The sequence below is a fragment of the Pedobacter sp. L105 genome, from assembly GCF_009765875.1.
In the GTDB taxonomy this organism is placed as follows: domain Bacteria; phylum Bacteroidota; class Bacteroidia; order Sphingobacteriales; family Sphingobacteriaceae; genus Pedobacter.
Map to the genome: position 1 here is coordinate 1 of NZ_LMUP01000017.1, position 23,565 is coordinate 23,565.

Sequence of the window (23,565 nt, forward strand, 5' to 3'; positions counted from 1 at the left end):
TAAAGCCAGACGAACATACGCAGGATAAAGTTTTTTATAGCTGCCAATGCACATTGCCCCCTCCAGGGATGGAACGAGCTTTGGTAGTGGAGAGGATTGAGCGGCTCTTTGTATCCCTGAGAGGTTGGGCGGGAGCACTGCCCCGGTTTCAAAGGATGAACACAGTTTCCCCGACCAGTCTTGCACTGCCACTATCAATTAACAATACCATGCTGCCGCAGGCTTTGCCGCTGACCGACTGGAAGGAGACGGCAGAGCGTCGGCCAGGGTCGGCCGGAGCGGCTATTTAACATAATACTATTATCATACCAGCTTTGGTACCGTGGGGGCCTTCGAGCGGCTGTGCTGATAATTCGTATTATGTTATTTAGCATGGGGCCGGCTCTTCACCGGCAGCAAAGGCCGGGCGGAAGGGTAGAAAAACACAGAGGGAAGCCCGTTTCGGGGTGGCTGGTTTTTTCTACCCTGTGGACTGTGCGGGGAGATCATAACCTTAAAAGTATTGATGCATTTCTATTTCTCATGGATTCCAATACCAGGAAAGCTTAAGAGCAATAACATAAAGCCCGATTCAATTGAATCAGGCTTTTGTTGATAATCAAGTTAACAAAGGTGGCAATTCTTCATAATAGTTCTTTTGATAATTCTGGGCATCAACACTACTTAAAGAGACACTATATTCAAATAAACCGAAGTCAAAAGCAAAAGGAATTTCCTTATCAAAGAATTCCTTGTGCTTAATATATAATTCCTCATCTATGAAATATGATAAAGAATCATCAAATAGGAACTTTTCATTTACAACCTGGTCTTTAAATAACTCCATAAACTTAAAATAGGGTATGTGTGAAATATTTATATATCCGAAAACAAACTCAGACGTTGTAAGAGCAACTGTTAAATCAACTTGATAATAATATTTTTTTTCTATATTCATAAACTTTGTTTATTCTAAAGTGAATCATTACTAAATTATGGTATTGGAATAAGGTTTCGTGCAGGGAATAATCTGGATCCTTCTGAAAAAATAACATATATAATTAATGCAGTTCCAGTCAACCCTGTTGCCTTAGAGATCTTTGACATAATTTCATTATTATAAACAGGATTCCCTTGCCCCCCTGAAGGTGAATCAGGTTCTTCTGAACTAAACCGGTCATACGTAGGTCTTCTTGATGTACGCTGTTTACCTTCTATTTCATCACCAGACTCTGGATCCCAGGCGCCTTGATGTTGTCCTTGTTTATTATAGACTTCTATTTCTCCATGTTGAGAATCCCATTCACCCCAAGACCCTTTAGGAAGATTTTTACCTAAATCCCAGCTATCTCTTGCACCGCGTTTTGGTTTTAATCTACTAGACCCAGGAAAACCTGGTAATCCGTTTTTCTTGTAATCTGATGGTACTGGAATATAGTTGCCGTCATGATTATTTTGTCCACCTGATCCATTTTGTCCATTTTGATCAGCTGCTTCACTACTATTATTACCTTCATTTCCGGCATTGCTTTGCCCTATCCCATATTGCTGTTGAACTTGATCCCAAGATATAGTCTTACCTCCATCCTCATAACCACCAGTAGACCAATTATAAGTGGCTTGCATTCCATCAGGATCAATGAAACGTATTGGGTTATTATTTCCATAAGCATAAGGACTGAAACGCCTGCTTTTCTCAGCAAGTGGATCTATCGTATTAAAACGCCCGATTATCGGATCATAGAACCTTGCCCCGTAATCATACTGCCCTAACTCATCCTGCAGTTCCTTTCCATTGTACAAGTATTTATTGGTTAAAGATACGGGACTTCCTGATTTCCGCAAACCAAATGGATAATAATCATCACTTTGCAAACGCTCAGCTAAACCACTTATAGGATTCTGATGAAAACTGTACCTTACATTTCCTAATTGATCCGTCAGATTATACTCATAACTATAACTGCCACCATTATTTCTGGCTAGGCCTGCTTCCGTCTGAATAATATCTATCGCCCCATTGGAATATTGGATACCATCAATATAATCTGTTATATTAGTCCCATTTGTAGTTACTACAGTCTTTTTCAGTTTATCTCCTGTAGCATCATAAACAAATGTATCAGAGAAATTAGCTCCGCTTACACCCATTGGAAGATTCAATAAATTGTAGGTAATAGTGCTTAAAGTTCTTCCATCATAAGTCGTATTCCCGTTTCCGTCGTATTTATAAGTACCAGTACCGGTACTTGAAGTTAATTGGTTGCCGTTATAAGCATTGCTTTTCTTTACGCCATCCCGGGTTAGTGCAAGGATATTTCCCTGATAATTATCATATTGGATCACCTCGCTCATTCCGGTTCCTACCCCACTTACAAGTTTGTTCTGCTGATCATAGGCATATACAAATTTACTTCCTAAACCCGAACCTGCTCCCCAGACCTGCCCAGAGATATTACCATTGTACTGCGGAATACTGTCATCCTGATAGTGCAATTGAAAGCTAAACTGAGGGGATGTACTGGTGCGAAGCCAGCCACGTTCATTATAGGTGTAGGCAGTACTCTGTAATCCATTGTGCAATGTTTTAGCTTTCATTTGCCCGATTTCGTTGTAACTATTTGCAACCAATAAGACTTCTGCATCTGCATTGATCTTTTCATAAGTTGCTATCTTACGATCCACCTGGTCATAGGCATAACGGTTAGCTATAGTCGTAGTTGCACCTGCTACATTATGGTGGATCCGCGTCATCGCTGTATCCAGGTTTTCAAAATTATAACTGTAAGTGATCTCATCATAATTACCTGTATTGACCGCTCCAGACTGGTAATGCTGCTTGTATACTTTTGACAACCTGCCTTTATCATCATAATAATTGATACTCAACAGCATATCACTAGTACCTAAAACAAGAGTTTTAGTTCCGGTAAGAAGGCCCTTGGTATTGACACTCCCGGCAGGATAAGCATAGGTCTTTCCTCCCGGAAAACTATAATCATCGTAATAATTAATTGTATTAACACTATTTAGATAAGGCGCTGCTTCTGGTATTGTACGGGAGGTATAACCCGTGGCCGAACTACTCAACGGCTCTTCCCACTGATAGGGTTCCGCATCTAATAACGCCTGAATATTAGGACGGGTGTAATCACTAACGTCCCCACTCGGGTAAGCATATGTACCAGTCATTATTGTTCTTCCAAATGCATCATACCTGACAAATGAAGCCGCATTTACCGTTGAATTCACTTGATTCGAATCACGTGTCAAAACCACCTGATCCAGTTTGTTATATACCAGATATTCCCAGCCTTTACCAGGTATTTTTTTCTCAATCAATCTATTGCGGCCGTCATAACGGTACTGATAACAGTACAGGTCCAGGTTAAGCTGGTTGATTGATGACGTCGTTAACTGGCTGGCGGCAGGTGGGATCACAAAACTCAGGTTACCTAAATTATCATATACATAATAAGTGCTCTGGGTCGAAACCCCATTAAAAGGACCATTAAAGGTACGCTTCAACACTACATGGCCTTCTTTGTCGGTATACTCTTCTGACGTCCCCGTCTTAAGCTTGCTATTATTAGGATCTACCCAGTTCTCATCTTTAATTGTTTTCACATAGAGCTGACCGGCAGCATAATAACCACTGTAAACCAATGTTTTTTTATATGTAGAGCCACTTGCTGCCATTACATTCCACAGAACAGCATTTAAACCGGTCGTAGTAGAAACGGTGAGTATGTTGTTGGCGCCATAATCCTGCAAAACAGTCCTCCCTGAAGTGATGCTGCGTGAGCTGGCTGGTTGCCATAGCGTACCAGGAGCCCCTTGTTCCAGCACCCGGTTTAAAGGTGAGGCTTCAAATAAAGTCTGGCTGTATGGGGCCGCTGTTTGCACTACCGCCGGATCCCATCCTGAACTACCATAAAATTGTGCCTGCGTAGTTAAAGCTGTTGATTTGTAAGTACCACTTCCACTTTGTTCTGCATAAGGCAGATATTTAACAGCCTCACGCCCATAAGCATCATAAACAAAAGGCTGCACTATATCATTTAATAGTGGAGAACCCTTCACCTGAACGGATTGCGACGGACGTCCGATACCATCGATATATTGTATCGTTTCCTGAATATCGCAGGGCCCATAGTTAGTACCACCGGGAATATAAGCAGGCGCTTTTGGCACAGTGGTCATGATATAATTCTGATCTGCACTTGGAACAGTAGCAAAAGGCTGACAATTCGAAACATTAATCACACTGGGATTACTAGTGACCGTAACGCCATTACTCGTTACAATCAATTGAAAATAAGTTGTTGCCGTAATATTTGAAACCTGGTAACTGATACTGGTACCTGCTGTCGCCACATTGGTATAAGTCTTCCCATCCGGAGAGCTTTGCCACTGGTAAGTATAAGTACCATTACCACCTGATGGAGGCGTAGAAGTCAGCAAAACACTACTACCTGAAACTACGCTTGTTACCGCAGGGCTTACTACACCCGAAACTAAGGGAGTTACTATTTTAATCATCGCTGCATTACTAGTTACAGTAACTCCATTACTAGTGATAATCACGTGGTAGCTGGTGGTTGCAGTAACAATTCCAGGGGTATATGTAAGGGTTGAATCACTGGTGCCAGGTATATTTGTCATCGCTGTTCCTGCAATTGAGCTTTGCCACTGATAAGTATAACTTCCATTACCTCCGGTTGGTGCAGCCAGAGTCATTTGACCGCCTTTACTACCGCTATTAATAGTTTGATTAGGAGTCAACAGGCCGCTTACCAGTTTCGGATAAATGATAACTGTTACAGGGGTACTGGTTACACTTAGACCATTACTGGTTGTAATCAGATGATAGCTACTGTTAGCCGATGAAGTGCCCGGTAGATAAGTTAATCCGGTGGCACCCGAAATATCTGTCCATATACCATTTGAGAGACTTTGCCATTGATAAGTATAGGTTCCATTTCCGCCTGTAGCCGACGTTGCGGTGAGGGTTGTAGGTGCTACACCATTATTAATGTTTTGACTAACCGGGCTCACGCTGCCTGAAACAAGCTGTGCATAAACCTGAATGGAAGCTGAACTGGTTGAGTTGATCCCATTACTGGTGGATATCAATCGGTAATAGGTTGTCAAAGTAAGCGGACCACTGCTATAAGTCAGGCCGGTTGCGCCAACTGTATTATCAAATTTGATCCCATCAGTTGAGCTGGTCCATTGATAGGTATAGATACCATTCCCTCCTGTGGCGGCAGCGGCGGTTAAAATAGCTGGCGTAGTATTGTAATTGATACTCTGTCCGCCAGGAGTAATTGCGCCACTGATTACGTTGTTATACACATTAATCGTTGCCGTATAACTAGTTGCGGTTAGACCATTACTTTGCGCCACTACATGATAATAAAGCGTAGCATTTTGTACGCCTGGGGTATAACTTAAGCCAGTCGCACCGGCTATATTACTCCATGTTGCTTGATCGGGAGAACTTTGCCACTGGTAAGTATATACTCCGTTTCCACCCGTTGTAGCCGCAGCAGTAAGAGTTGTACCACTCGTGTTTGGATTGATATTTTGGAGAGAAGGTGTAATAGTGCTCATTAGCAGTGGCGGATAAATACCAACAGTTGCCACATTACTGGTCACGCTAACTCCATTACTCATTGATATTAACTGATATGAAGTCGTAGCAGCTGGCGCACCCGGCGCATAACTCAAACCATTAGCCCCGGCGATATTCACCCATCCGGCGCCTCCGGTAGAACTTTGCCACTGGTAACTATAACTACCATTTCCTCCTGTAGGGGAAGAAGCAGTTAGCGCGCCTGCTGTTGCACCATTATTGATGCTTTGGCTAACAGGACTTATCCCGCCAGAAATCAATTGTGGGTAAACTTGTACAGATGCAGAAGTAATGTTACTCAATCCATTACTACCAGATACTAAACGATAATAGGTTGTCGCAGTTAAAGGGCCACTTGTATAACTCAGTCCCGTTGCGCCTGCAATATTATTAAAATTAATCCCATCAGTTGAGCTGGTCCATTGATAGGTATAAGTACCATTTCCACCAGTAGCCGCTGCAGCAGTAAGGGTAGCAGGCGCAGTATTGTAATTAATACTCTGTCCATTAGGGCTAATTGCTCCACCTGTTACATATGAATATACAATTATTGTGGCCGTGTAACTCACAGCAGTCAGACCATTACTACTCACAAATACACGATAGTATTGGGTAGAATTTTGAATACTGGGGGTATAACTTAAGCCAGTTGCACCGGATATATTACTCCATGTTGCTTGATCGGGAGAACTCTGCCACTGATAAGCATATACTCCGTTTCCACCCGTTGCAGCCGCGGCAGTAAGGGGTGTACCACTTGTGTTTGGATTGATATTTTGGAGAGAAGGTGTAATAGTGCTCATTAAAAGCGGCGAATAAATAGCAACTGTTACAACATTACTGGTCACGCTAACTCCGCTACTCACCGATATTAATTGATAAGAAGTAGTAACAGATGGTGCACCCGGCGCATAACTTAAACCTGTTGCCCCCGGGATATTTACCCAACCACTTCCCTGAGCAGAACTCTGCCATTGGTAGCTGTAACTTCCGTTTCCGCCTGTAGGAGAAGAAGCCGTTAGCGTGCCCGCAGTTGCACCATTATTGATGCTTTGGCTTACTGGGCTTACACTACCTGAAACCAGGGGAGAAAAAACCTGCACATATGCAGAACTGGTTGTACTAACACCATTACTACTGGACACTAAACGATAGTAAGTTGTCGCAGTTAAAGGGCCACTTGTATAACTCAATCCGGTTGCCCCTGAAATATTCACATAATTAATATCGTCTAAAGAACTGGTCCATTGATAAGTATAAATCCCGCTACCACCTGTTGCAGAAGTTGCCGTAAGGGTTACGGGAGAAGTATTATAATTGATTGCCTGCGCAGCTGGACTAATTGTACCGCCAGCTATATGAGACAATACATTAATCGTTGCTAAGTAGCTGTATACGCTTTCACCATTACAAGTGGTGACCAGGCGATAATACATTGTTGCACTAAGGGGCCCTGCACTGTAGCTTAATCCCGTGGCTCCCGAAATACTGCTCCAATTTGCGTTGTCAGGTGAGCTTTGCCATTGGTAACTGTAGGCGCCGCTACTACCACTAGCAACAGTTGAAACCAGGGTAGTGCTTACTGTATTTTGATTGATGCTTTGATAAGAGGGAGTAATCGTCCCGGGTTCTAATCGTGCATAAATTGTGACCGTAACCGTATTACTCGTTACACTTGTCCCATTACTGGTTGACATTAAACGATAAGAAGTGGTAGCTGCAAGACTTCCCGGCGCATAACTTAAACTGGTAGCACCTGAAATATTAGCCCAGGCTGATCCTCCCGTTGAACTTTGCCATTGATAGCTATAAGTGCTATTACCACCTGTTGCAGAAGCTGCAGACAGCACTCCAGCAGTAGCTCCTAAATTTATATATTGATTGGCTGGACTAATACTTCCAGATACCAATGGTGGTGTTGCGGGGCTCACCACTATAGGCGGACTAAGTGAAGGTGAAGAGGGGCCAAAAGAATTATTTGCAAAACAGCTGATCGTAAAATTGCCGGTAAAAGCGGGGTTCAATGTGACCGTTGCAGTTAATTTTGTGTAGTCAATTCGACCGGCGTTAGTATTAGATATGCTCCAGCTATAATTAATAAGAGTACTGGTTGACGGTTCTGCTGTATATGTATAAGTTCCTGATCCTTGAGTCAACGTAAATGGCCCGGTAACTTCACCGGGTGGATTTGGAGGGCCAGTCGGCGGAGCTACAGCCGGTGCCGGAAGAATAACGGTTTTGTTGGTGTTTGTTGAACTTGAAATCACTGAGGTTGCAGTTCCGTTAGACGCAGGAACTATCACAGAATTCTTTTTAACAGGAATCTGCGTTACAGGAGCCACAGGCTTTACAGTTGCACTATCAGAAGTCTGCGCTTTTAGTGAAATGGTAAATAACATTAAACTAAAGATCATCAGGAAAATACTTCTGAAAAATGAAGTGGTGTTATGCTGTCTGCTTAACGATATTAATAGAGTAGGGCTCATAAAAAGAGTATATAAGAGTGTATTTATTTGATCAGTTTTACTGACCCTGATAATGGTAATCCGTGTGTTTCACAATATTTCTATTATTATCACGGATATTGATCAGTCGCTGAAATGCATCATATTCATAATAAGTGATCTGATTTTTATCATCCGTAGAACTAGTTATGCCAATCAATGGATCATAAGTATAAGATTTCATATGGGCGCCAATTGGATATAATTGTAATTCATCCATCAGGATTCCATTGGTACCACTCACCGTAACCATTCCCTGTGCACTCAACGTTAGTTGATGCTCAAAGTAATGCCAGCCATTACTATCTGTATTTCCGGTAAGCGTTGGACCACCACCATTGACCGTAAGTGCACCACTAGCCCAATAAGAAACAATGTAAGTTCCTGCAGCCATACTGGAGGTAACCGCTCCTGAACCTATGCTATAAAGAGCATTGCCAGCATGTACTTTCAAACCTGAAGTAATAGTTGTATTGTTTACACCGGCACTGGAGAAATTCCAGTTTCCCATGTTTGCAACCCCTTCTTCAAACCCCGTATAGGCAACCTGAGTAGAGGAAGCATTTTTTACTTCTGCAATTGGATATTGCTGATTATAACCCCAAATAAAAGCTCCTTGTGGCTGATCAGTTTGGTGATAAGAAATCAGGCTTCCAGCACTATTGTAACTGTCATAATTCATCTCCCTGCGCAAGTATACATTCGGCTGGCTGGTATAGGTTCCGTATGGTACAACACCGTTAAAAACCCCGGATAATGTTTCTCCAATTTGAGTGGTATTTCCAGCTGTTTTAAAAGCAGCTTTGTTAACAGATGCCATGTACTCAATCCCCGAAGTATGATCAGCCCAGGTGCCATCCAGCTCTACAGGCGTAACCTGATTATTCTGCTGCATAATCATCAATGCCTTTACTGAATCGACTGCGGAGGAAAGCTGCGTATTGTAACAGCTTACATAAGATGATAACCCCTGATTATAAATATTTACTGCATCCCTGACTGAAGCCCGGTAAGCAGTTTTTAATGCGCCATATTGATTGTATAAATTGACAATAGCCGGATCATTTTTGTTATAATTATTTGCCACAAAACAGGCAGTAGCATCACCACCAGTTACACTACCAGCTTTAACTGAACAACCTCCAATGATTCCCCATCTGTTAAATACATAACCAATCCACTGAGTATAAACAGGCAAAGATTGTGTATCAAAATTTGATTTTAAGTTAGCGAGAGTGGACTGTAAGTTTGCCAGATAACTCGCAGGATTGCAATTATTTAAAGCATAATCAGTAGTATATATCGTTCTTTTGATTGCCTTATCAAGATTACTTTTTAATATTTCAGTCCGGGTAGGCATTAAATGATCAGGGTTATCGTAGAAGTAATTCTCCTGTAAACTAACTGCGTTTGTGCCATTTAAATCATAATCCGTCGTTACTGTACCAGTCAAAGCGTTACGGTAATTTATCTGATTGATAAGAGAAACATTATAGGTATTGCCATTGAAAATTTCCTGTCCGTTGATTGTTCCATCAAACTCTCTTCCTGAAAATGCTACGGAACTATAAAGAGGCGTCCCTCCAGCTGTAGGCCGGAAATCATCTATACTGTACAGGCGGTTAACCGTTAAGGTTTGCGTAGTATCCTGTAAAGTTGGAAAGAGATCTGAATACGTATTTTGAACGTCTTTAATCAGCGTGAAAGTACTGCCAGAACCTTTATACATTCTTTGCTCCAGCAACTGATTCCGTCGCCAGGAATTATTGATCCTCACGTAGGAAAACGTGCTGGTAGAATCGTCTTTAACCGGGTTAAAATCATATACCGTTTTTCCGAGAGAATTACCACTCTGATCATCCTGATATTCCTCTACCTCCTGATAAGCAAGGGAGCCGTCGGATGCACCTGCCATAGAAACTGTAAAATTTTCTGTATAATTTTGCAGGTAAGGAATCAAATTAGGAGTATAGTTGGATTGATAATCCGTGTACGCCATTTGTTTTTTCAAAAAGGTATACCCTGTTCCGACAGTTGTAAAATCGCCGGTAAAAATTCCTGATATATAGTATGGTAATTTATAATTATATCGTTTTGTAGTTAAAACAACATTGTTCATATCCCGGTTAATTACCCGCTTTACCCTTAATCCGCCAGTCAGCACGGGATCAGTATGTGAAGTGCTGACTATATTCGAAAAGCCTGCTTTAAGAAGGACTGCTTCCAAATGATAAAGTGGATCTCCGGTGCTATTGCCCCCCGGGAAACTACCAGGGAAATAAAAGTGATAAATGTGGCCTGCAATAAGATTAACTACTGCACTACCTGAATAAGGCAATGTAGGTGTACCAGCAAAACCCAGGAAAGCCAATTGTGTTCCTGTTCCTCCATTAGTAACATCATTAATAAACACTTGCGCCTGGTTTGACAAACATCCATTACCAGCGCATCCACTTGTGACTGAAAACTGAAGCGTAGCCTGAATAGTTTGTCCGGCTGTAAAAGTTTGATCAGTTGAAGTGGTATTGTAGGTTCCTATAGTTGACAAGTGATAGGTTTGAAAAGTAGTATCAAGAGTTGTATAGGTTCGAGTGGTCTGATTGGGTTCAAACTGAAATTCGGTTAACCCGCCTGTCGGATATTTAATAGTCTGAATAGTGCCGGCTATCAATTTTGTTGAATCAGGAACCCTGTCCGCCGAAGTCCCTGTTGGATTGGATATGATTAGGTTCTTATTGGCCTGTCCATTCCAATATCCCCAAAGATCCTGTCCATATTCACCTAAATAGGCAATATTTCCGGTATAATAATTAAACACATAAGGTGGATGTAAAATACTGGTTCCATCTGCATTGACACCTTCTTCTGAAACACCATCAAGGCGGAGCCTGCTACCCAGAAGATTACCGCTAGATCCCGTAGCAGAAATCTGCGAAGTCGCTGGAAAAGCATTGAAGTAGGATTGATTCATATTTAACCGCTTCAATTCGTTAAACTGCCCGCCTTTAGCCTGATAGATCCGTATTTTACTTAGCTTGTAAGTGCCCAGATCTGAACGACTGTTGTATTCAAATACTACCTTTCCATTTTTAAAGTCGATCTCTGATAAATTAATATTATTGGTAGCGACTTGCGATGTTGAAGAATTAATTGTTGGCGTATTTGTTACCCCTCCGACTAAATTTTGAAGGTGGTACATATTAATACTGTTACCCGTATAACTAAGTAAACTGGAGGCATTATACTGACTTGCGTATTTAAAATAAATCGTATCTGTACGATCTGGAGAAATCATTTCTGTTAAATACCAGGCTGTTACATTTTTGCCTGTTGTTGAAGAGGTCCCAGAGGCAACCTGCTGACCTGTGCTACTTAAATAATTATTGACGGAAGAAGTAGTAGTCTGTGAAGTTTCCACTGCAGCTGTATTATCCTTTACGGAACGGCCAAATACATAAGCCATCCCATCAGTATCATGCAAGGTAAAACTGTCCCCACTCCCGGAATTAATCTCCGTATATTGTATTTTAAGCGGAGAGTAAGGAATAGTCGTAAATGCTGCTGCTAATGCAGAGTCAATGGTGTTTTTTAAAATGAACCGTCCACTTTTACCTTTGAAATTAAAGAAAAAATCATCTGGCTGACCATCAAATTTTTGTAAGCCTACCTGATTAGGTGCCATAGAGAGCCTGCCATAATAATAACGCTGCTCATCAGTCATAGGATCAGGATCTATCGGACTGGAGGTTGCAAGATCAGGGCTTGCGTGAACTCCCTTTGGAACTGGTTTATGTTTGTAACCATTCGCATCGAAATCAGGCAGATCATTGATCTGCCTGGTAATGGCACCACCAGCATTCAGCGTCCATCCCAAACCTACACTTGTTGCCTGCTCATTTACCTTTATACCATTTGCGTGATAGCTGATACTGATAGGAAGAGACATTTTTGGCGTTTTAATTTCGTATAGCGGTATGGAAATACTAGGAGTTCCATTAGTGTAAGAAATTGGATAAGTACCATACGTTCCCAGCGCAGTAGCATTAGCCGATGGCAAATTTGGAAAAGGCAATACGACTCCCGGAGACGGCACCCCCTGAGCTATGCCCTTAAAACAAAATCCTGTTAGTAAAAAAAAGATAAAAAATATATTTTTTATCTTTAAATCATAAAATTTAAATAAATTACTCATTGCAATCGCTATCTTTTTATTGTTATAAATTTTTTAAGAAAATAAATAAACCTTAATTGATTATTATTAAGCTGTCACCTATAAGATAATATAAAGAAGATATATGGGACTAAATGATCAAATCAGCTATTTTCTAAGTTTGAATGCTATTTATTATTTTTAAAACACGAATAACAAATAACATAAGGATAGAAATATTGGCTTTCGAACAGAAAGTAAACATATCATCTAAAATAAATTAAAAATTAATTTCTCTATTAGAGAGAAGTAGGTAATACTTAATATCAAGAGGAGACTTGAAAAAGAAAAAATGTAGTTCGATTACTGCCATTAGGCAACAATAAAGCTTTATAAACACGAAAAAACTCAAAAAATATAGATTTAGAGAAAACAGAAAGTTTTTTCATCAGTGAGCCGAGTACATTAATTAAATATTTTTATTGATTTTTTTGTAAAAATATAAAATGAAATTAACAATTTAAAATAAAATAAAAATAAAATTTTCTATATCAGCAAATAATACACCAAATAAAAATATAATATGTTTAATAATAAAATAATTGAAAATCAATACACTTTTTAGGTAATAATTAAATTACATTTAACATGAATTATACTCCCAAAATTTGTAAATATGCATGGTTTAATGTAAAGCCACTTAATTAAATTGCACCATAATATTTTGTAATTTAGCCGAAACATATCTTCAGTAACTTTCTTTATTATTTAGCCCGGATGGATTTAATCAAACTCATAGATAAGTGCAACAGCTTAGGGATTAATGATGTGATGGATTATAACAATTTCAATTACACCACCATAGTCTACCATTCCATACAGATTGAAGGCTCTACTTTAACGGAGCTGGAAACACAGGCGCTGATCAACGAAGGTTTTACTCCTAAAGGCAGGCCTTTAATGGAAACGCTAACGGTCACCGACCATTATGCGGCTCTAAAGTTCGCCTTAAAACAAGCTTTCCTGAAAAGAAAGATCACCCTTGACCTAATTAAAGACATCAATTCGGTGGTGGTGAAGAACACAGGTAATCTCTACAATACCATATACGGCACAACGGATCAAGTAAAGGGCCTATTCAGAAAAGAGGATATTACTGACGGCTTTACTTTCTTTCCTGGTTTTGACAAGGTAGAAAGCCTTAGCGCTGATATGGTTATCAAAATAAACGAGATCATGAAAGACCCTTTAACGGTGTCCGACCAGATCAATCTTTCTTTCGATGCGCATTTTATGTTGTTTGGCATTCATCCATTTTACGATGGAAACGGCCGTACTTCCCGCCTGCTGATGAATTATATACAGGCCTTTTATAACCTGCCGCTATCAGTGGTACATTATAATGCAAAGGCCGCCTATATCCAGGCCATCATCTCTACAAGGGAGAAGAACGACATTACGATCTTCAGGGATTTTATGAGTAACGAGTACGAAATTCTTTTAAAACATGAAATCGATAAGTTTGAGCAGATGAATAAACACTAATCTGCCATTCATCAGGCATTCCAGGTAAATTAGCCAGATGCCCTTAATGTATGGCTATAATTCGATCCTTTAACAGACGCAACAAAACCTCGTTTGCACTCCTATTATGATCCTATTGAAGTCCTATTAACTGTACCCTATCCGTACCTTATATTTACTCGGGTATCTTTAGGATATATATAATAGCGCTTCAATAGGAACATAGCAGAGCTTGTGGAGGGCTTTCTCAGCATCCGTTAACTGGTTAGGCTTTCCCATGTTTGTTACAAGAATATAATTAGAGTAATTTTTGATAGGTACGCCACCATAAATCAGGCATCTCACCGCCCACAGCAATGGTATAATCTTCATACCGGCAGGGCACCAGGTGATAGCGCTCGTTTTTAGAAACCCCTGTTGGATAGGGAACCTGCATCCACCAGCGGTCGGACTTTTTGCTTTTTACAAAAAGCATTTCCCCTGAACCATCGTTCAGGCTGGCGCGATAAATCAGATATTGTGACTTAGGATTCAAAGGAAAATCCTTTTTGCGGTTATAAAAACCGTCTATAAAATACCAGACCATTTGTGCCAGCAGCATTGCCGTCTGGCTGCTGTTGTCAAAGGCCGGGTTAAACTCATAAAAACCAATAGAGCTCAGTTTATCATTCATGCCCGCATAATGCGCGATCTTACAGGCCTGTTCGCCGTAAAACCCATTCGGACTTGCATTGCCATTGGCAGCAGCATCTGAAGAACGGATGGCCGACAAATCAAAGCTCATCATATTGGCATTGCGGATGATCGGTTCTACAGAACTGATATCCGTGATAAACTCCCCTAAGCGGTGTACATCAAAATAAAGTTTATTCATCACCTTCAGGCTATCCTGATTGACAAAATAAGTCTGATAACCTATATTACTGAAGTTAAACAGGTAATTCGGCTGATGCAAAAAAATCTTGCTGAGGTAACTGTCAGACCTGGTTACGATACTGCCTTCATTCTGGTCGTCCTCATCCAGATCAAACTTCCTGTCTACCACTACGAGGTCTACCTTCTGCTCCAGGCTTTCATAAGCCATATACTGCGCATAGGTAAGGTCTTGCCCCCCGCCAATGACCACCGGAACAATATTCAGCTTGATCAGTTCCGTAACCACCATTTTTAAGGCGATATAAGTATCAGCGATCGATGCTCCTGCCTTAATGTTCCCAAGGTCAATGATCCTGCTGGCAAAAGCACCTTCATTTAACAGATAAAACTGTTCCCTGAAGTAATCAGGACCTAAAGCACAGCCATTATTGTTTACCGCAGCACGGTCATCTTCTACTCCTACAATGGCAATATCATACTCGTTTTCTCCAAGTTCAGGAAAATTCTCCGTATAAAAACGAGCCTTTAATCCCAGCTGACTGGTATAAAAGCCCTGTTTAGGAGTGAATTTTTCGGGACTTAAGGGGGAAAAGAAATCGGATAAGGACATAAAGTAATATAAATGTATGGCATCAAATATCTATTTTTGAGACCATATATTAATGAACATCCTAAAAATAATAAAATGATTTTGGTTACTGGCGCTACAGGATTTTTGGGATCTGAACTGGTTTATCAGCTGACGAGCCAGGGAAAAAAAATAAGGGCACTGCAACGGGAAAGTTCTGTAATACCAGCAATGTTAACTGGCAATCCATTGATTGAGTGGTTCACAGTAGATATTAACGATCTCGCTTCGCTGGAAGATGCCTTTGAAGGTATAACCCAGGTATACCATTGTGCAGCAATGGTTTCCTTTGATCCGAAAGATAAAACCCAACTCCTTAAAGTAAATATTGAAGGCACCAGCAATGTGGCTAACTTATGCGTGGAATTTAACGCCAGATTAGTACATGTGAGTTCTGTTGCCGCCTTGGGCGAACCAAAAAAGGGGCTGCAGATCACCGAGAATGACTATTGGGAATACGATCCTAAAGTTCATTCTTACGCCATATCGAAATATGAGGGAGAAATGGAAGTGTGGCGCAGTATCGCCGAAGGCCTTAATGCCGTGATCGTTAACCCCTCTGTGATGATTGGTGTCGGCGCTGGATTTACAGGCAGCGGTGCTATTTTTAAACTGGTAAAAGACGGTCTTTCTTTTTATACCAGCGGCGCTACCGGCATTGTAGATGTGGAAGATGTAGCAAAATGTATGAGCACTCTCATGGACGCTGATATTTCTGGAGAAAGATTTACAATATCTGCAGAAAACTATCATTATAAGCAGTTTTTTTCAGAAATTGCCCAAGGTTTTGGTGTTAAAGCACCAGCCAGAGAAGCAAAACCATGGATGCTGGGCATAGCCTGGCGTGCAGCAAAACTAGCCTCCCTGTTTACAGGAAAAGCGGCTGCCTTAACAAGCGATGCGGCCAGAAGCAGTTTAAATGTCAGCTTATATAATAACGATAAAATTAGAAAATACACGGGTATCACCTTTAAGCCCCTGCACCAAAGTATCCGGGAAGTATGTGCAGGTTTAATAAAAAATTAAGATGAAGCAAAAGAATATCTATATCATTGATTTCGACAGTACCTTTACACAAGTAGAAGCTTTAGACGAGCTTGCCCGTATCTCACTAAAAAAACATCCGGATAAAGAAGCAATCTTCAAAAAGATAGAAGACTTGACCAACCTTGCGATGGAAGGAAAACTGTCTTTCAGTGAGAGCTTAGCACAAAGAGTAAAATTACTGGAAGCTTCTGAAGACCACCTAAAACAATTAATCACCCGTTTAAAGAAGAAAGTTTCCCTTTCTTTTTCCCGCAACGCAGCTTTCTTTAAGAAACATGCCGACCAGGTACTGATCGTTTCAGGAGGATTTAAAGAGTTTATTACGCCCGTGGTTAGCCAGTACCATATCAAAAAAGAAAATATTTACGCCAATACCTTTGTAACTACAGATGGCAGGATCATTGACTACGACCATGCCAACCCATTGAGCGAGGAAGGCGGAAAAGTGAAGTTGATGAAAATGCTGAACCTGGAGGGCGACCTTTACGGAATTGGCGATGGCTATTCCGATTTCCAGCTGCGCGAAAGCGGCATGATCAAAAAATTCTACGCTTTTACGGAAAATATTTCCAGGGAAAGCATTGTGAGCCGTGCAGATCATGTTACACCAAGCTTTGATGAATTTTTATACGTGAATGATCTGCCGAGGGCGATATCTTATCCAAAAAACAGGATTTTATGCCTGGTGATTGGAGAGGTTCCTGAAGAAAGCCTCACCTTATTGAAAAAAGATGGCTTCTCTATTCGTCATAAATCGGCCTTTGAGGATAAATATGTAAAGGATGTCCATATGCTGCTGATGGCTGATGGAGAAAAAATGGACCCTGAAAAACTAAAATTAGCTGTAAAATTGAAGACTGTAGGTTACCTGGGCAATGCGAAAAATTACGTAGATGAACAAGCCTGCACAGCGATGGGGATTGTAATTTTTGAAGATCCTAAACATAACCCGAGGAATGCTAATTTCATCCCTAAGAGGATGATGGATTTTATGAATACAGGCACCACTTACCTGAGCAGTAACTTCCCGAACCTTCAACTACCCCGCTTTGGCCAGTCGCACCGTTTAATCCACGTCCACCATAACGTTCCGGGTATCATGGCGCAGATCAATACTGTATTTGCCAAACACAGCATCAACATTATAGGGCAATTCCTGATGACCAATGCCACCATAGGTTATGCCATTACCGATATCAATGCAGAATACGATAAAGATGTATTCAAGGCTTTAAAGAAAATTGAACAAACAATAAAATTCAGGGTGCTTTATTAAAAAATAACGACTTTTGTAAAAACCAAATGTATCAATAAAATGGAGCTTACACCCGAAATCAAAGATAAGCTGGATAAACTACAGGAAAAATACGCCGCCATGGGACAAGATATGGCGGCTTACCTGGATGGTTTGTTGTATGCTGATTTCCTCACCTACTGGGATTATATCCACCTGGATACGCTGCTTAGCCTGCAAAGTCCTAAAACTCCTTTTCCTGATGAAGAGATATTCATTATGTACCATCAGATCACAGAGCTGTATTTTAAACTCAGTTTGCATGAATGCAAACAAATCTCCGAACATCCGGCACTAACTGTAGAGTTCTTTACCAACAGGGTAAAAAGGATCAACGCATATTTTAATGCACTGGTCACTTCCTTTGAAGTAATGGTAAACGGCATGGAAAAGGAACAATTCCTTAAATTCCGCATGTCGCTTTTACCTGCCAGCGGCTTTCAGTCGGCCCAGTACAGAATGATTGAGATCAGCTCTACAGATTTCAACAGGCTGGTAGATAAAACGAAAAGAGAAGAACTTTTGAATGCTACACTGGAAGAAAAATTTGAGCATATCCACTGGAAGCTTGGGGCAACAGAACTGGCAAGTGGTAAACAAACACTAACCTTAAAGCAGTTTATCGATAAATATGCCGTTCAATTCCTGCAGCTGATCAAAGAACGTGAGCACACTAACTTCTCTGCTTTATATCTTAAACTGGAGCGGGAAGGAAAGGATGTAACACTGCTTGCAGACGAACTGAGAAAGCTTGATCTTTTTGTAAATGTAGAATGGCCGCTGTCTCATTATAAATCTGCAGTCAGGTACCTGGAAAGGGATCCTGTAGATATTGCCGCTACCGGAGGTACCAACTGGCAGAAATATCTGCCTCCGCGTTTCCAGAAAAAGATATTCTATCCTTATTTGTGGACAGAAACACAATTGGAAGAATGGGGCAAATCATGGGTGCTTAGTGTATTGAAAACACTTGTTTAAGAAACCAGTGTTCAGCTAACTACCTATACCATAACCTAATAAAAAATAAGAGACAATAAGCCCTAATAGAAAATAAACTGGGTTTTAACTTGAATTTTGTTTAATTTTGAGCCGATAAAACAAACCGCCGTGATAGATACTCTAACCATAAAAACCACCAAAACCAGTCATTCGCGACTGGCTGAAACAGATATGTCAAACCTGCCTTTCGGACAGGTATTTACAGACCACATGTTCGTAGCCGATTATGAAGATGGAGAATGGAAGAATTTCGAAATCCTTCCTTACGGTCCTATTTCCATGAGCCCCGCTATTTCTGCCATACATTATGGCCAGACCATTTTTGAAGGAATGAAAGCCTACAAACAACAGGATGGTAGCGTAAGTATCTTCAGGGCAGATAAAAACCTTGCCCGTTTTAACAAATCGGCTACACGCCTGGCTATGCCTATCATCCCGGAAGAAGTATTTATTCAGGGACTTGCTGCCTTAATCAATACAGATAAGGACTGGGTACCTGCTAAAGAAAATTATTCACTTTATATCAGACCTGTGATGTTTGCTACCGATCCTTTTCTGGGCGTTAGACCGTCATCCACTTATAAATTCATTGTACTGACCAGCCCAAGCGCCCCTTATTACAGCAATCCTTTAAAGGTGAAAATTGAGATGAAGTACACGCGTTCTGATGAAGGAGGTGTGGGATCAACCAAAACAGCAGGTAATTATTCCAGGTCTATGCTGCCAACTTTGGAAGCACATCAGGATGGTTTCGACCAGCTGATCTGGACAGATTCAAAAGAACATAAGTATGTGGAAGAATCGGGTGCTGCTAACCTGATGTTTGTGGTGAATGGAAAAATAATCACTCCCGAAGTACGTGAAACTATTCTGGAAGGGGTTACCAGGGATACGGTGATCGAAATGGCAAAAAGCATGGGTATTGAAGTGGAAGAAAAAAGGGTTTCCATTCAGGAAGTGCTGGACAACATAGACAACGGAGGTTTAACTGAAGCCTTTGCTGTAGGCACTGCTGCTACAATCACGCAGATCAGCGAGATCAGCTACCAGGGTAAAAACTACGTGCTTACCGATCCTGCTGCGCGTCCCGTTTCTACGGCAATAGGAAAGAAACTTTACGATATCCGTTACGGGATTACAGCCGATCCATTTGGCTGGAACCTGATCGTATAACCAATTACAGATACTATATCAAAAGGCGTTCTTCACAAAGGACGCCTTTTTTATGCATTTTTAGCGGTGAGTTTCTTTGTGTTCCTCTATCTCTTTGCGCTTTTGCCTAACCTCGCGCCGCAAATCCCTGTCGGATTTCATTTTCTCAAACCTGGCCTTTTGTGCACTGATTTCAGCTTGTTTTTCTGGTGTCAAACCAACGGTATATTTTATTCCCTGAAGCAGTGTTTTCCATATAAAAGTAAAAAAAGAATTGGTAGGATCCCGCTCAAAATCTATGTGAGCAGCAACAAACTCCCCTTTGGTATTGGGATTATCGGGATGAATAACCAGTGCATTGGCCAGCATAGAGATCAAACCCTGTTTTACCAGCCGGTCTTTACCTTCCACTTTTTTCAGCAAGCCTATAGATAGGTCATTATAGGCAAAATTCATTTTTCCAGTAGCCCGGTTATCATTGGCCACTATGTTGAAGGCCAACTTTTTGACTTCACCACTTTTTACCTTTACCATACCCAGGGGTTTAGTAATTGCGTTTAAGGCCGAACCATGCATATCGGTTAGCTGCCCGCTATAAGAAAAAGCTCCGTCTCTGGCGTTTAGATCGAACTTAAAATCTACGTGTAATTTCCCTTTACCCATCATATAACTATCCAGCCCGGCTAACATCGTATGGTCTTTTGCCTTTGCCTTAGCTTCATTGGTCACATTTAAAAATGTTCCCGAGGTATTTTCAAAAGTGATCTTTCCCTTTTGCTTACTCTCACTGTCGTATTCAGCATAACTGATATCTACACTGTTCAATTTTAGTTTTTTCACGGTAAGCGGTGCCTTAACGGATTGCAATAACTGATGCGGGAATTTGCCCATTCTCATGGTACCCCTGCCACGCAACTCATTGTTATTAAAAACGGAAACAGATCCGTAATTGATATTCATTTCATTGGCTACCAGCTCCTGTTTTTTCACATATAGCGGAAGATTAATTCCATTCAGGCTGATATCGGTCATTTTGATATTAAACCGCTCCTTCGCATAACCGGCAACATGGCCAAAATCCATTTCTGAGTATCTTGGGGCCAGTGCGAATTTTTTGATATTTAACCTGCCCGTGGATGCTTTAAAAGATAGCTCACTGACCTCAATATGATATAAACTATCAGGAGTAGCGTAATGATAATCATTGAGGTTGATCAGTACATCTTTCAGCAGGTATAACCTGGACGGATCTGTAGCAGAATGCGCGTCAATCAGCCAATCCTTCAGGCTAATATTAATATTTTTCAAGGAATCGGTTTCCGGTACAGGACCATTTTTACTAATGTATTTTAAGCTGACATCTTTAAAATCTATAGAATGCACACTTACTTCCTTAAATATTTTTGAGATATAGTTGTATGGAGACCGGTTTGGCCTGGGTGGTTTATTTTCATTAAATTCCAGCTGCTTGTTGATCATCACTATACTGGGATGTTCAAAAAGCAGCTGATTGATATCCATTTTCTTATCCATGAATAACCGCAAAGGATGAAAACTCCAGAAAGTAAGTTTATCTACTCTTATTTCGTAAATATTATTTGGGGCGCGTTTCAATTTAACGAGCTTATTGTAAATATTGGTATCGGGAAGAATCCTCACATCAAGCAATGAAGCATTACCAAACAGGTAATTGGTATTAACGGTACTCAATTGAAGATGATACAAACTATCTGTACCCACCAACACCAGGTTTTTGAGTTCTTCCATCACAATCGGCCGCCGCTTTGAGCTGAGGTACCAGGATCCTGCATCTGCAGCCATAAACAGCAGGAACACGATTCCGACCGTCCATTTGCATATCGTAAATGTTTTTCGGGTTTGTTCAATCATGCAAAACAGGTGTTACGATTCCAATATACATATATTCCTACCTGGAAAAAACTAATTATTTTCTCTTTTAGCTTTTCTTTCCGCACGTCTTTCCTGCCTTCTCTGTTTCCTGGGCTCATTTTTCTCCTTTCGTTCTTCCATTTTCTTTACCACTGCCTTTCGTCCTTCCTCAGGGCTCTTCATCGGAATAATTCCCAGTCCCACGGTTTCGCGCATACCAATAAACACACTTTTCCATAACAGATTAAAAAAAGAAGCTCCCGGAGGTCGCTGAAAGCTGATTCTTCCTACTCTTAAAGGCTTTCCGGGCACGGGATTTGCATCTTTAATGATCAGCGCATTGGCCAGGAATGACAACAGCCCTTTCTTTTTAGCAGGCTTCCCATCTTCCCCTTCTTTCATCAGCTCCACTTGAAGATGATCATAATACAGGTGCATCAGTCCGGAAGATCCTTTCGCATTGGCACTGACTTCAAAATCCATTTTTTGGATCTCCCCGCTTTTAATTTTTACCAGGCCGAGGGCAACGCTCAGCGGATTGAGTTTCACCATATCCACTTTCCCGATATTACCCTTAAAAGTAAATGCAGCGTCAGCTGATAAAAGATCGAAATCTATCCTGATATTCAGGTGTGCGGCCTTAATCAGGAAAGCACTCAGATCAGCTATGGCATGGTGGTTTTTCACCAATGAAAGAGAATCGTTTGTCACATTGGATATCCTGCCGTTAAGCTGATCAATGTGAACAGCCCCTTTCTGCTGCGAAATGGGATTGTATTCTGTATAAGCCACATTTACGTGCTGCAGCTCCAGTGTGTCTATCGTAGTTTCTATGGGTAACCTCTTCAGCGCCATATGCGGGAAATTTCCTGATTTATCTCCGTGCCCTGGGGGCATTTCCCTGTTCATAAATACTTTGGCCTCCGCCTGTTTAATTTTTAAAGCCCCCGCATGCAAAACGCCATCAGTATTCAGCTTCATAAAATTCACTCCGCTAAAATCTACCTGTTTAAAGCTGAGGTCATACCTGTCTTTTTGTGTCTTCTGTTTCCTGCTGAATTGAAGCTCGGGATACATCGGTACCATTCTAAAGCCTTTTAAATGGATATATCCACCCTTTGCCGAGCCTTTCAGGGAATCTACCTTAGTAGTATAGAATTTATCTTTTGACAGCGAATGGTATCCGGCAAGATCAAAGGAAACATCTTTGGTATAATAAAACCGGGTAGTATCATCTCCGGAATGTGCATCCAGTAAAAAATCCTTCACCTGCAGGTTTAGGTGCTGCACTGTATTGAGAATCAATCCGGTAGCACCACTCACGTAATTAAAATCTGCATCTTCAATTCTGATTCCTTTGATATGAACTGATTTCAGTGTTTTTGATATCCGCTGGTACAGGCTGCGCTGATCTTTAGCTGTATCCGGCTTTTCTGAAACCTTATTGTAGATCATATTGATCGATGGGCTTTCCAGAATGATATCATTCATTTCTATTTTTTTATGGAAATAAATGGTAAGTATACTTACATGGCGTAAGCGTAACCTGGCCAGTTTTACCCGGAATAAATGGGTAGGTGCTATCCCGATTTTTCTATTGGTATTAAACACTGCAGTGTCAGGTGCAAGTAAAATACTGTCTACCGTTACGGTGCCGCTGATTAGGTTTAGCCGGATATCTTTGAAGCTGAGCGTGTATAAATGTTTAGAGCCTTTGTAAACTACTTCTTTGATCTTCGCAGTTAATAAAGGTTTCCATTTGGCATTAAAATACAGGGAAACACCCGCTATGATCACCATCAGCACGATAACAATAAGGGCAATCCATTGCCAGATTTTTCTTTTTCCAGGTGTCATGGGTAGATGAGCTTAGATAGGAAGTAC

13 protein-coding genes are annotated in these 23,565 nt (G+C 40.9%); 7 read left to right on the forward strand and 6 right to left on the reverse strand.

From position 1 onward, the window contains the following. The first annotated feature begins 68 nt into the window (after window positions 1-68). Complete coding sequence (locus GSQ84_RS27415; protein WP_158800587.1) at window positions 69-290, forward strand: hypothetical protein; 222 nt, start codon at window positions 69-71, stop codon at window positions 288-290. Between the two features lie 70 nt (window positions 291-360). Then, entirely contained in the window at window positions 361-549 is a 189-nt protein-coding gene (locus GSQ84_RS27420) for a hypothetical protein (protein ID WP_158800588.1), read from the forward strand. A 49-nt stretch (window positions 550-598) separates the two neighbouring features. Here the strand turns inward: GSQ84_RS27420 and GSQ84_RS27425 are convergent, their stop codons facing one another. The 3 genes from GSQ84_RS27425 to GSQ84_RS27435 are packed head-to-tail and all read right to left on the reverse strand — an operon-like array spanning window position 599 to window position 12,313. Then, window positions 599-937 carry a hypothetical protein gene (locus GSQ84_RS27425; RefSeq protein ID WP_158800589.1) on the reverse strand — a complete coding sequence of 113 codons (339 nt, stop codon included), beginning with the start codon at window positions 935-937 and terminating at the stop codon, window positions 599-601. 35 nt (window positions 938-972) lie between these two features. Next, on the reverse strand, window positions 973-8,103 hold the full coding sequence (locus GSQ84_RS27430) for a DUF6443 domain-containing protein (protein WP_158800590.1): 7,131 nt from the start codon (window positions 8,101-8,103) through the stop codon (window positions 973-975). A gap of 37 nt (window positions 8,104-8,140) precedes the next feature. Further along, the gene (locus GSQ84_RS27435; protein WP_158800591.1) at window positions 8,141-12,313 is read right to left on the reverse strand and encodes a hypothetical protein; all 4,173 of its coding nucleotides are present in this window, start codon (window positions 12,311-12,313) and stop codon (window positions 8,141-8,143) included. Window positions 12,314-13,048: 735 nt separating this feature from the next. Here GSQ84_RS27435 and GSQ84_RS27440 point away from each other — a divergent pair. Next, on the forward strand, window positions 13,049-13,816 hold the full coding sequence (locus tag GSQ84_RS27440) for a Fic family protein (protein WP_158800592.1): 768 nt from the start codon (window positions 13,049-13,051) through the stop codon (window positions 13,814-13,816). Window positions 13,817-14,093: 277 nt separating this feature from the next. Here GSQ84_RS27440 and GSQ84_RS27445 read toward each other — a convergent pair whose 3' ends face one another. After that, on the reverse strand, window positions 14,094-15,281 hold the full coding sequence (locus tag GSQ84_RS27445; RefSeq protein ID WP_158800593.1) for a formimidoylglutamase: 1,188 nt from the start codon (window positions 15,279-15,281) through the stop codon (window positions 14,094-14,096). Between the two features lie 75 nt (window positions 15,282-15,356). Here GSQ84_RS27445 and GSQ84_RS27450 point away from each other — a divergent pair, with 75 nt between their 5' ends. From GSQ84_RS27450 to GSQ84_RS27465, 4 genes are all read left to right on the forward strand, one after another. Continuing rightward, window positions 15,357-16,325, forward strand: a complete 969-nt coding sequence (locus GSQ84_RS27450) for an NAD-dependent epimerase/dehydratase family protein (protein ID WP_158800594.1) — start codon at window positions 15,357-15,359, stop codon at window positions 16,323-16,325. A 1-nt stretch (window position 16,326) separates the two neighbouring features. Continuing rightward, window positions 16,327-17,622, forward strand: coding sequence for an HAD-IB family phosphatase (locus tag GSQ84_RS27455; protein WP_158800595.1), 1,296 nt, complete (start codon window positions 16,327-16,329; stop codon window positions 17,620-17,622). A 39-nt stretch (window positions 17,623-17,661) separates the two neighbouring features. Then, complete coding sequence (locus GSQ84_RS27460; RefSeq protein WP_158800596.1) at window positions 17,662-18,618, forward strand: tryptophan 2,3-dioxygenase family protein; 957 nt, start codon at window positions 17,662-17,664, stop codon at window positions 18,616-18,618. A gap of 129 nt (window positions 18,619-18,747) precedes the next feature. Continuing rightward, window positions 18,748-19,812: a branched-chain amino acid aminotransferase gene (locus GSQ84_RS27465; protein ID WP_158800597.1), complete on the forward strand. Its 1,065-nt coding sequence runs from the start codon at window positions 18,748-18,750 to the stop codon at window positions 19,810-19,812. A 60-nt stretch (window positions 19,813-19,872) separates the two neighbouring features. On the opposite strand, the gene GSQ84_RS27470 is transcribed toward GSQ84_RS27465, so the two are convergent. Then, window positions 19,873-21,681, reverse strand: coding sequence for a hypothetical protein (locus tag GSQ84_RS27470; RefSeq protein WP_158800598.1), 1,809 nt, complete (start codon window positions 21,679-21,681; stop codon window positions 19,873-19,875). 51 nt (window positions 21,682-21,732) lie between these two features. Continuing rightward, window positions 21,733-23,538 carry a hypothetical protein gene (locus GSQ84_RS27475; RefSeq protein WP_158800599.1) on the reverse strand — a complete coding sequence of 602 codons (1,806 nt, stop codon included), beginning with the start codon at window positions 23,536-23,538 and terminating at the stop codon, window positions 21,733-21,735. Window positions 23,539-23,565 lie beyond the last annotated feature (27 nt).

Coding starts and splice junctions, on each gene's coding strand:
- GSQ84_RS27415 (WP_158800587.1), top strand. CDS start 69: ATGGAACGAGCTTTGGTAGTGGAGAGGATTGAGCGGCTCTTTGTATCC.
- GSQ84_RS27420 (WP_158800588.1), top strand. CDS start 361: ATGTTATTTAGCATGGGGCCGGCTCTTCACCGGCAGCAAAGGCCGGGC.
- GSQ84_RS27425 (WP_158800589.1), bottom strand. CDS start 937: ATGAATATAGAAAAAAAATATTATTATCAAGTTGATTTAACAGTTGCT.
- GSQ84_RS27430 (WP_158800590.1), bottom strand. CDS start 8,103: ATGAGCCCTACTCTATTAATATCGTTAAGCAGACAGCATAACACCACT.
- GSQ84_RS27435 (WP_158800591.1), bottom strand. CDS start 12,313: ATGAGTAATTTATTTAAATTTTATGATTTAAAGATAAAAAATATATTT.
- GSQ84_RS27440 (WP_158800592.1), top strand. CDS start 13,049: ATGGATTTAATCAAACTCATAGATAAGTGCAACAGCTTAGGGATTAAT.
- GSQ84_RS27445 (WP_158800593.1), bottom strand. CDS start 15,281: ATGTCCTTATCCGATTTCTTTTCCCCCTTAAGTCCCGAAAAATTCACT.
- GSQ84_RS27450 (WP_158800594.1), top strand. CDS start 15,357: ATGATTTTGGTTACTGGCGCTACAGGATTTTTGGGATCTGAACTGGTT.
- GSQ84_RS27455 (WP_158800595.1), top strand. CDS start 16,327: ATGAAGCAAAAGAATATCTATATCATTGATTTCGACAGTACCTTTACA.
- GSQ84_RS27460 (WP_158800596.1), top strand. CDS start 17,662: ATGGAGCTTACACCCGAAATCAAAGATAAGCTGGATAAACTACAGGAA.
- GSQ84_RS27470 (WP_158800598.1), bottom strand. CDS start 21,681: ATGATTGAACAAACCCGAAAAACATTTACGATATGCAAATGGACGGTC.
- GSQ84_RS27475 (WP_158800599.1), bottom strand. CDS start 23,538: ATGACACCTGGAAAAAGAAAAATCTGGCAATGGATTGCCCTTATTGTT.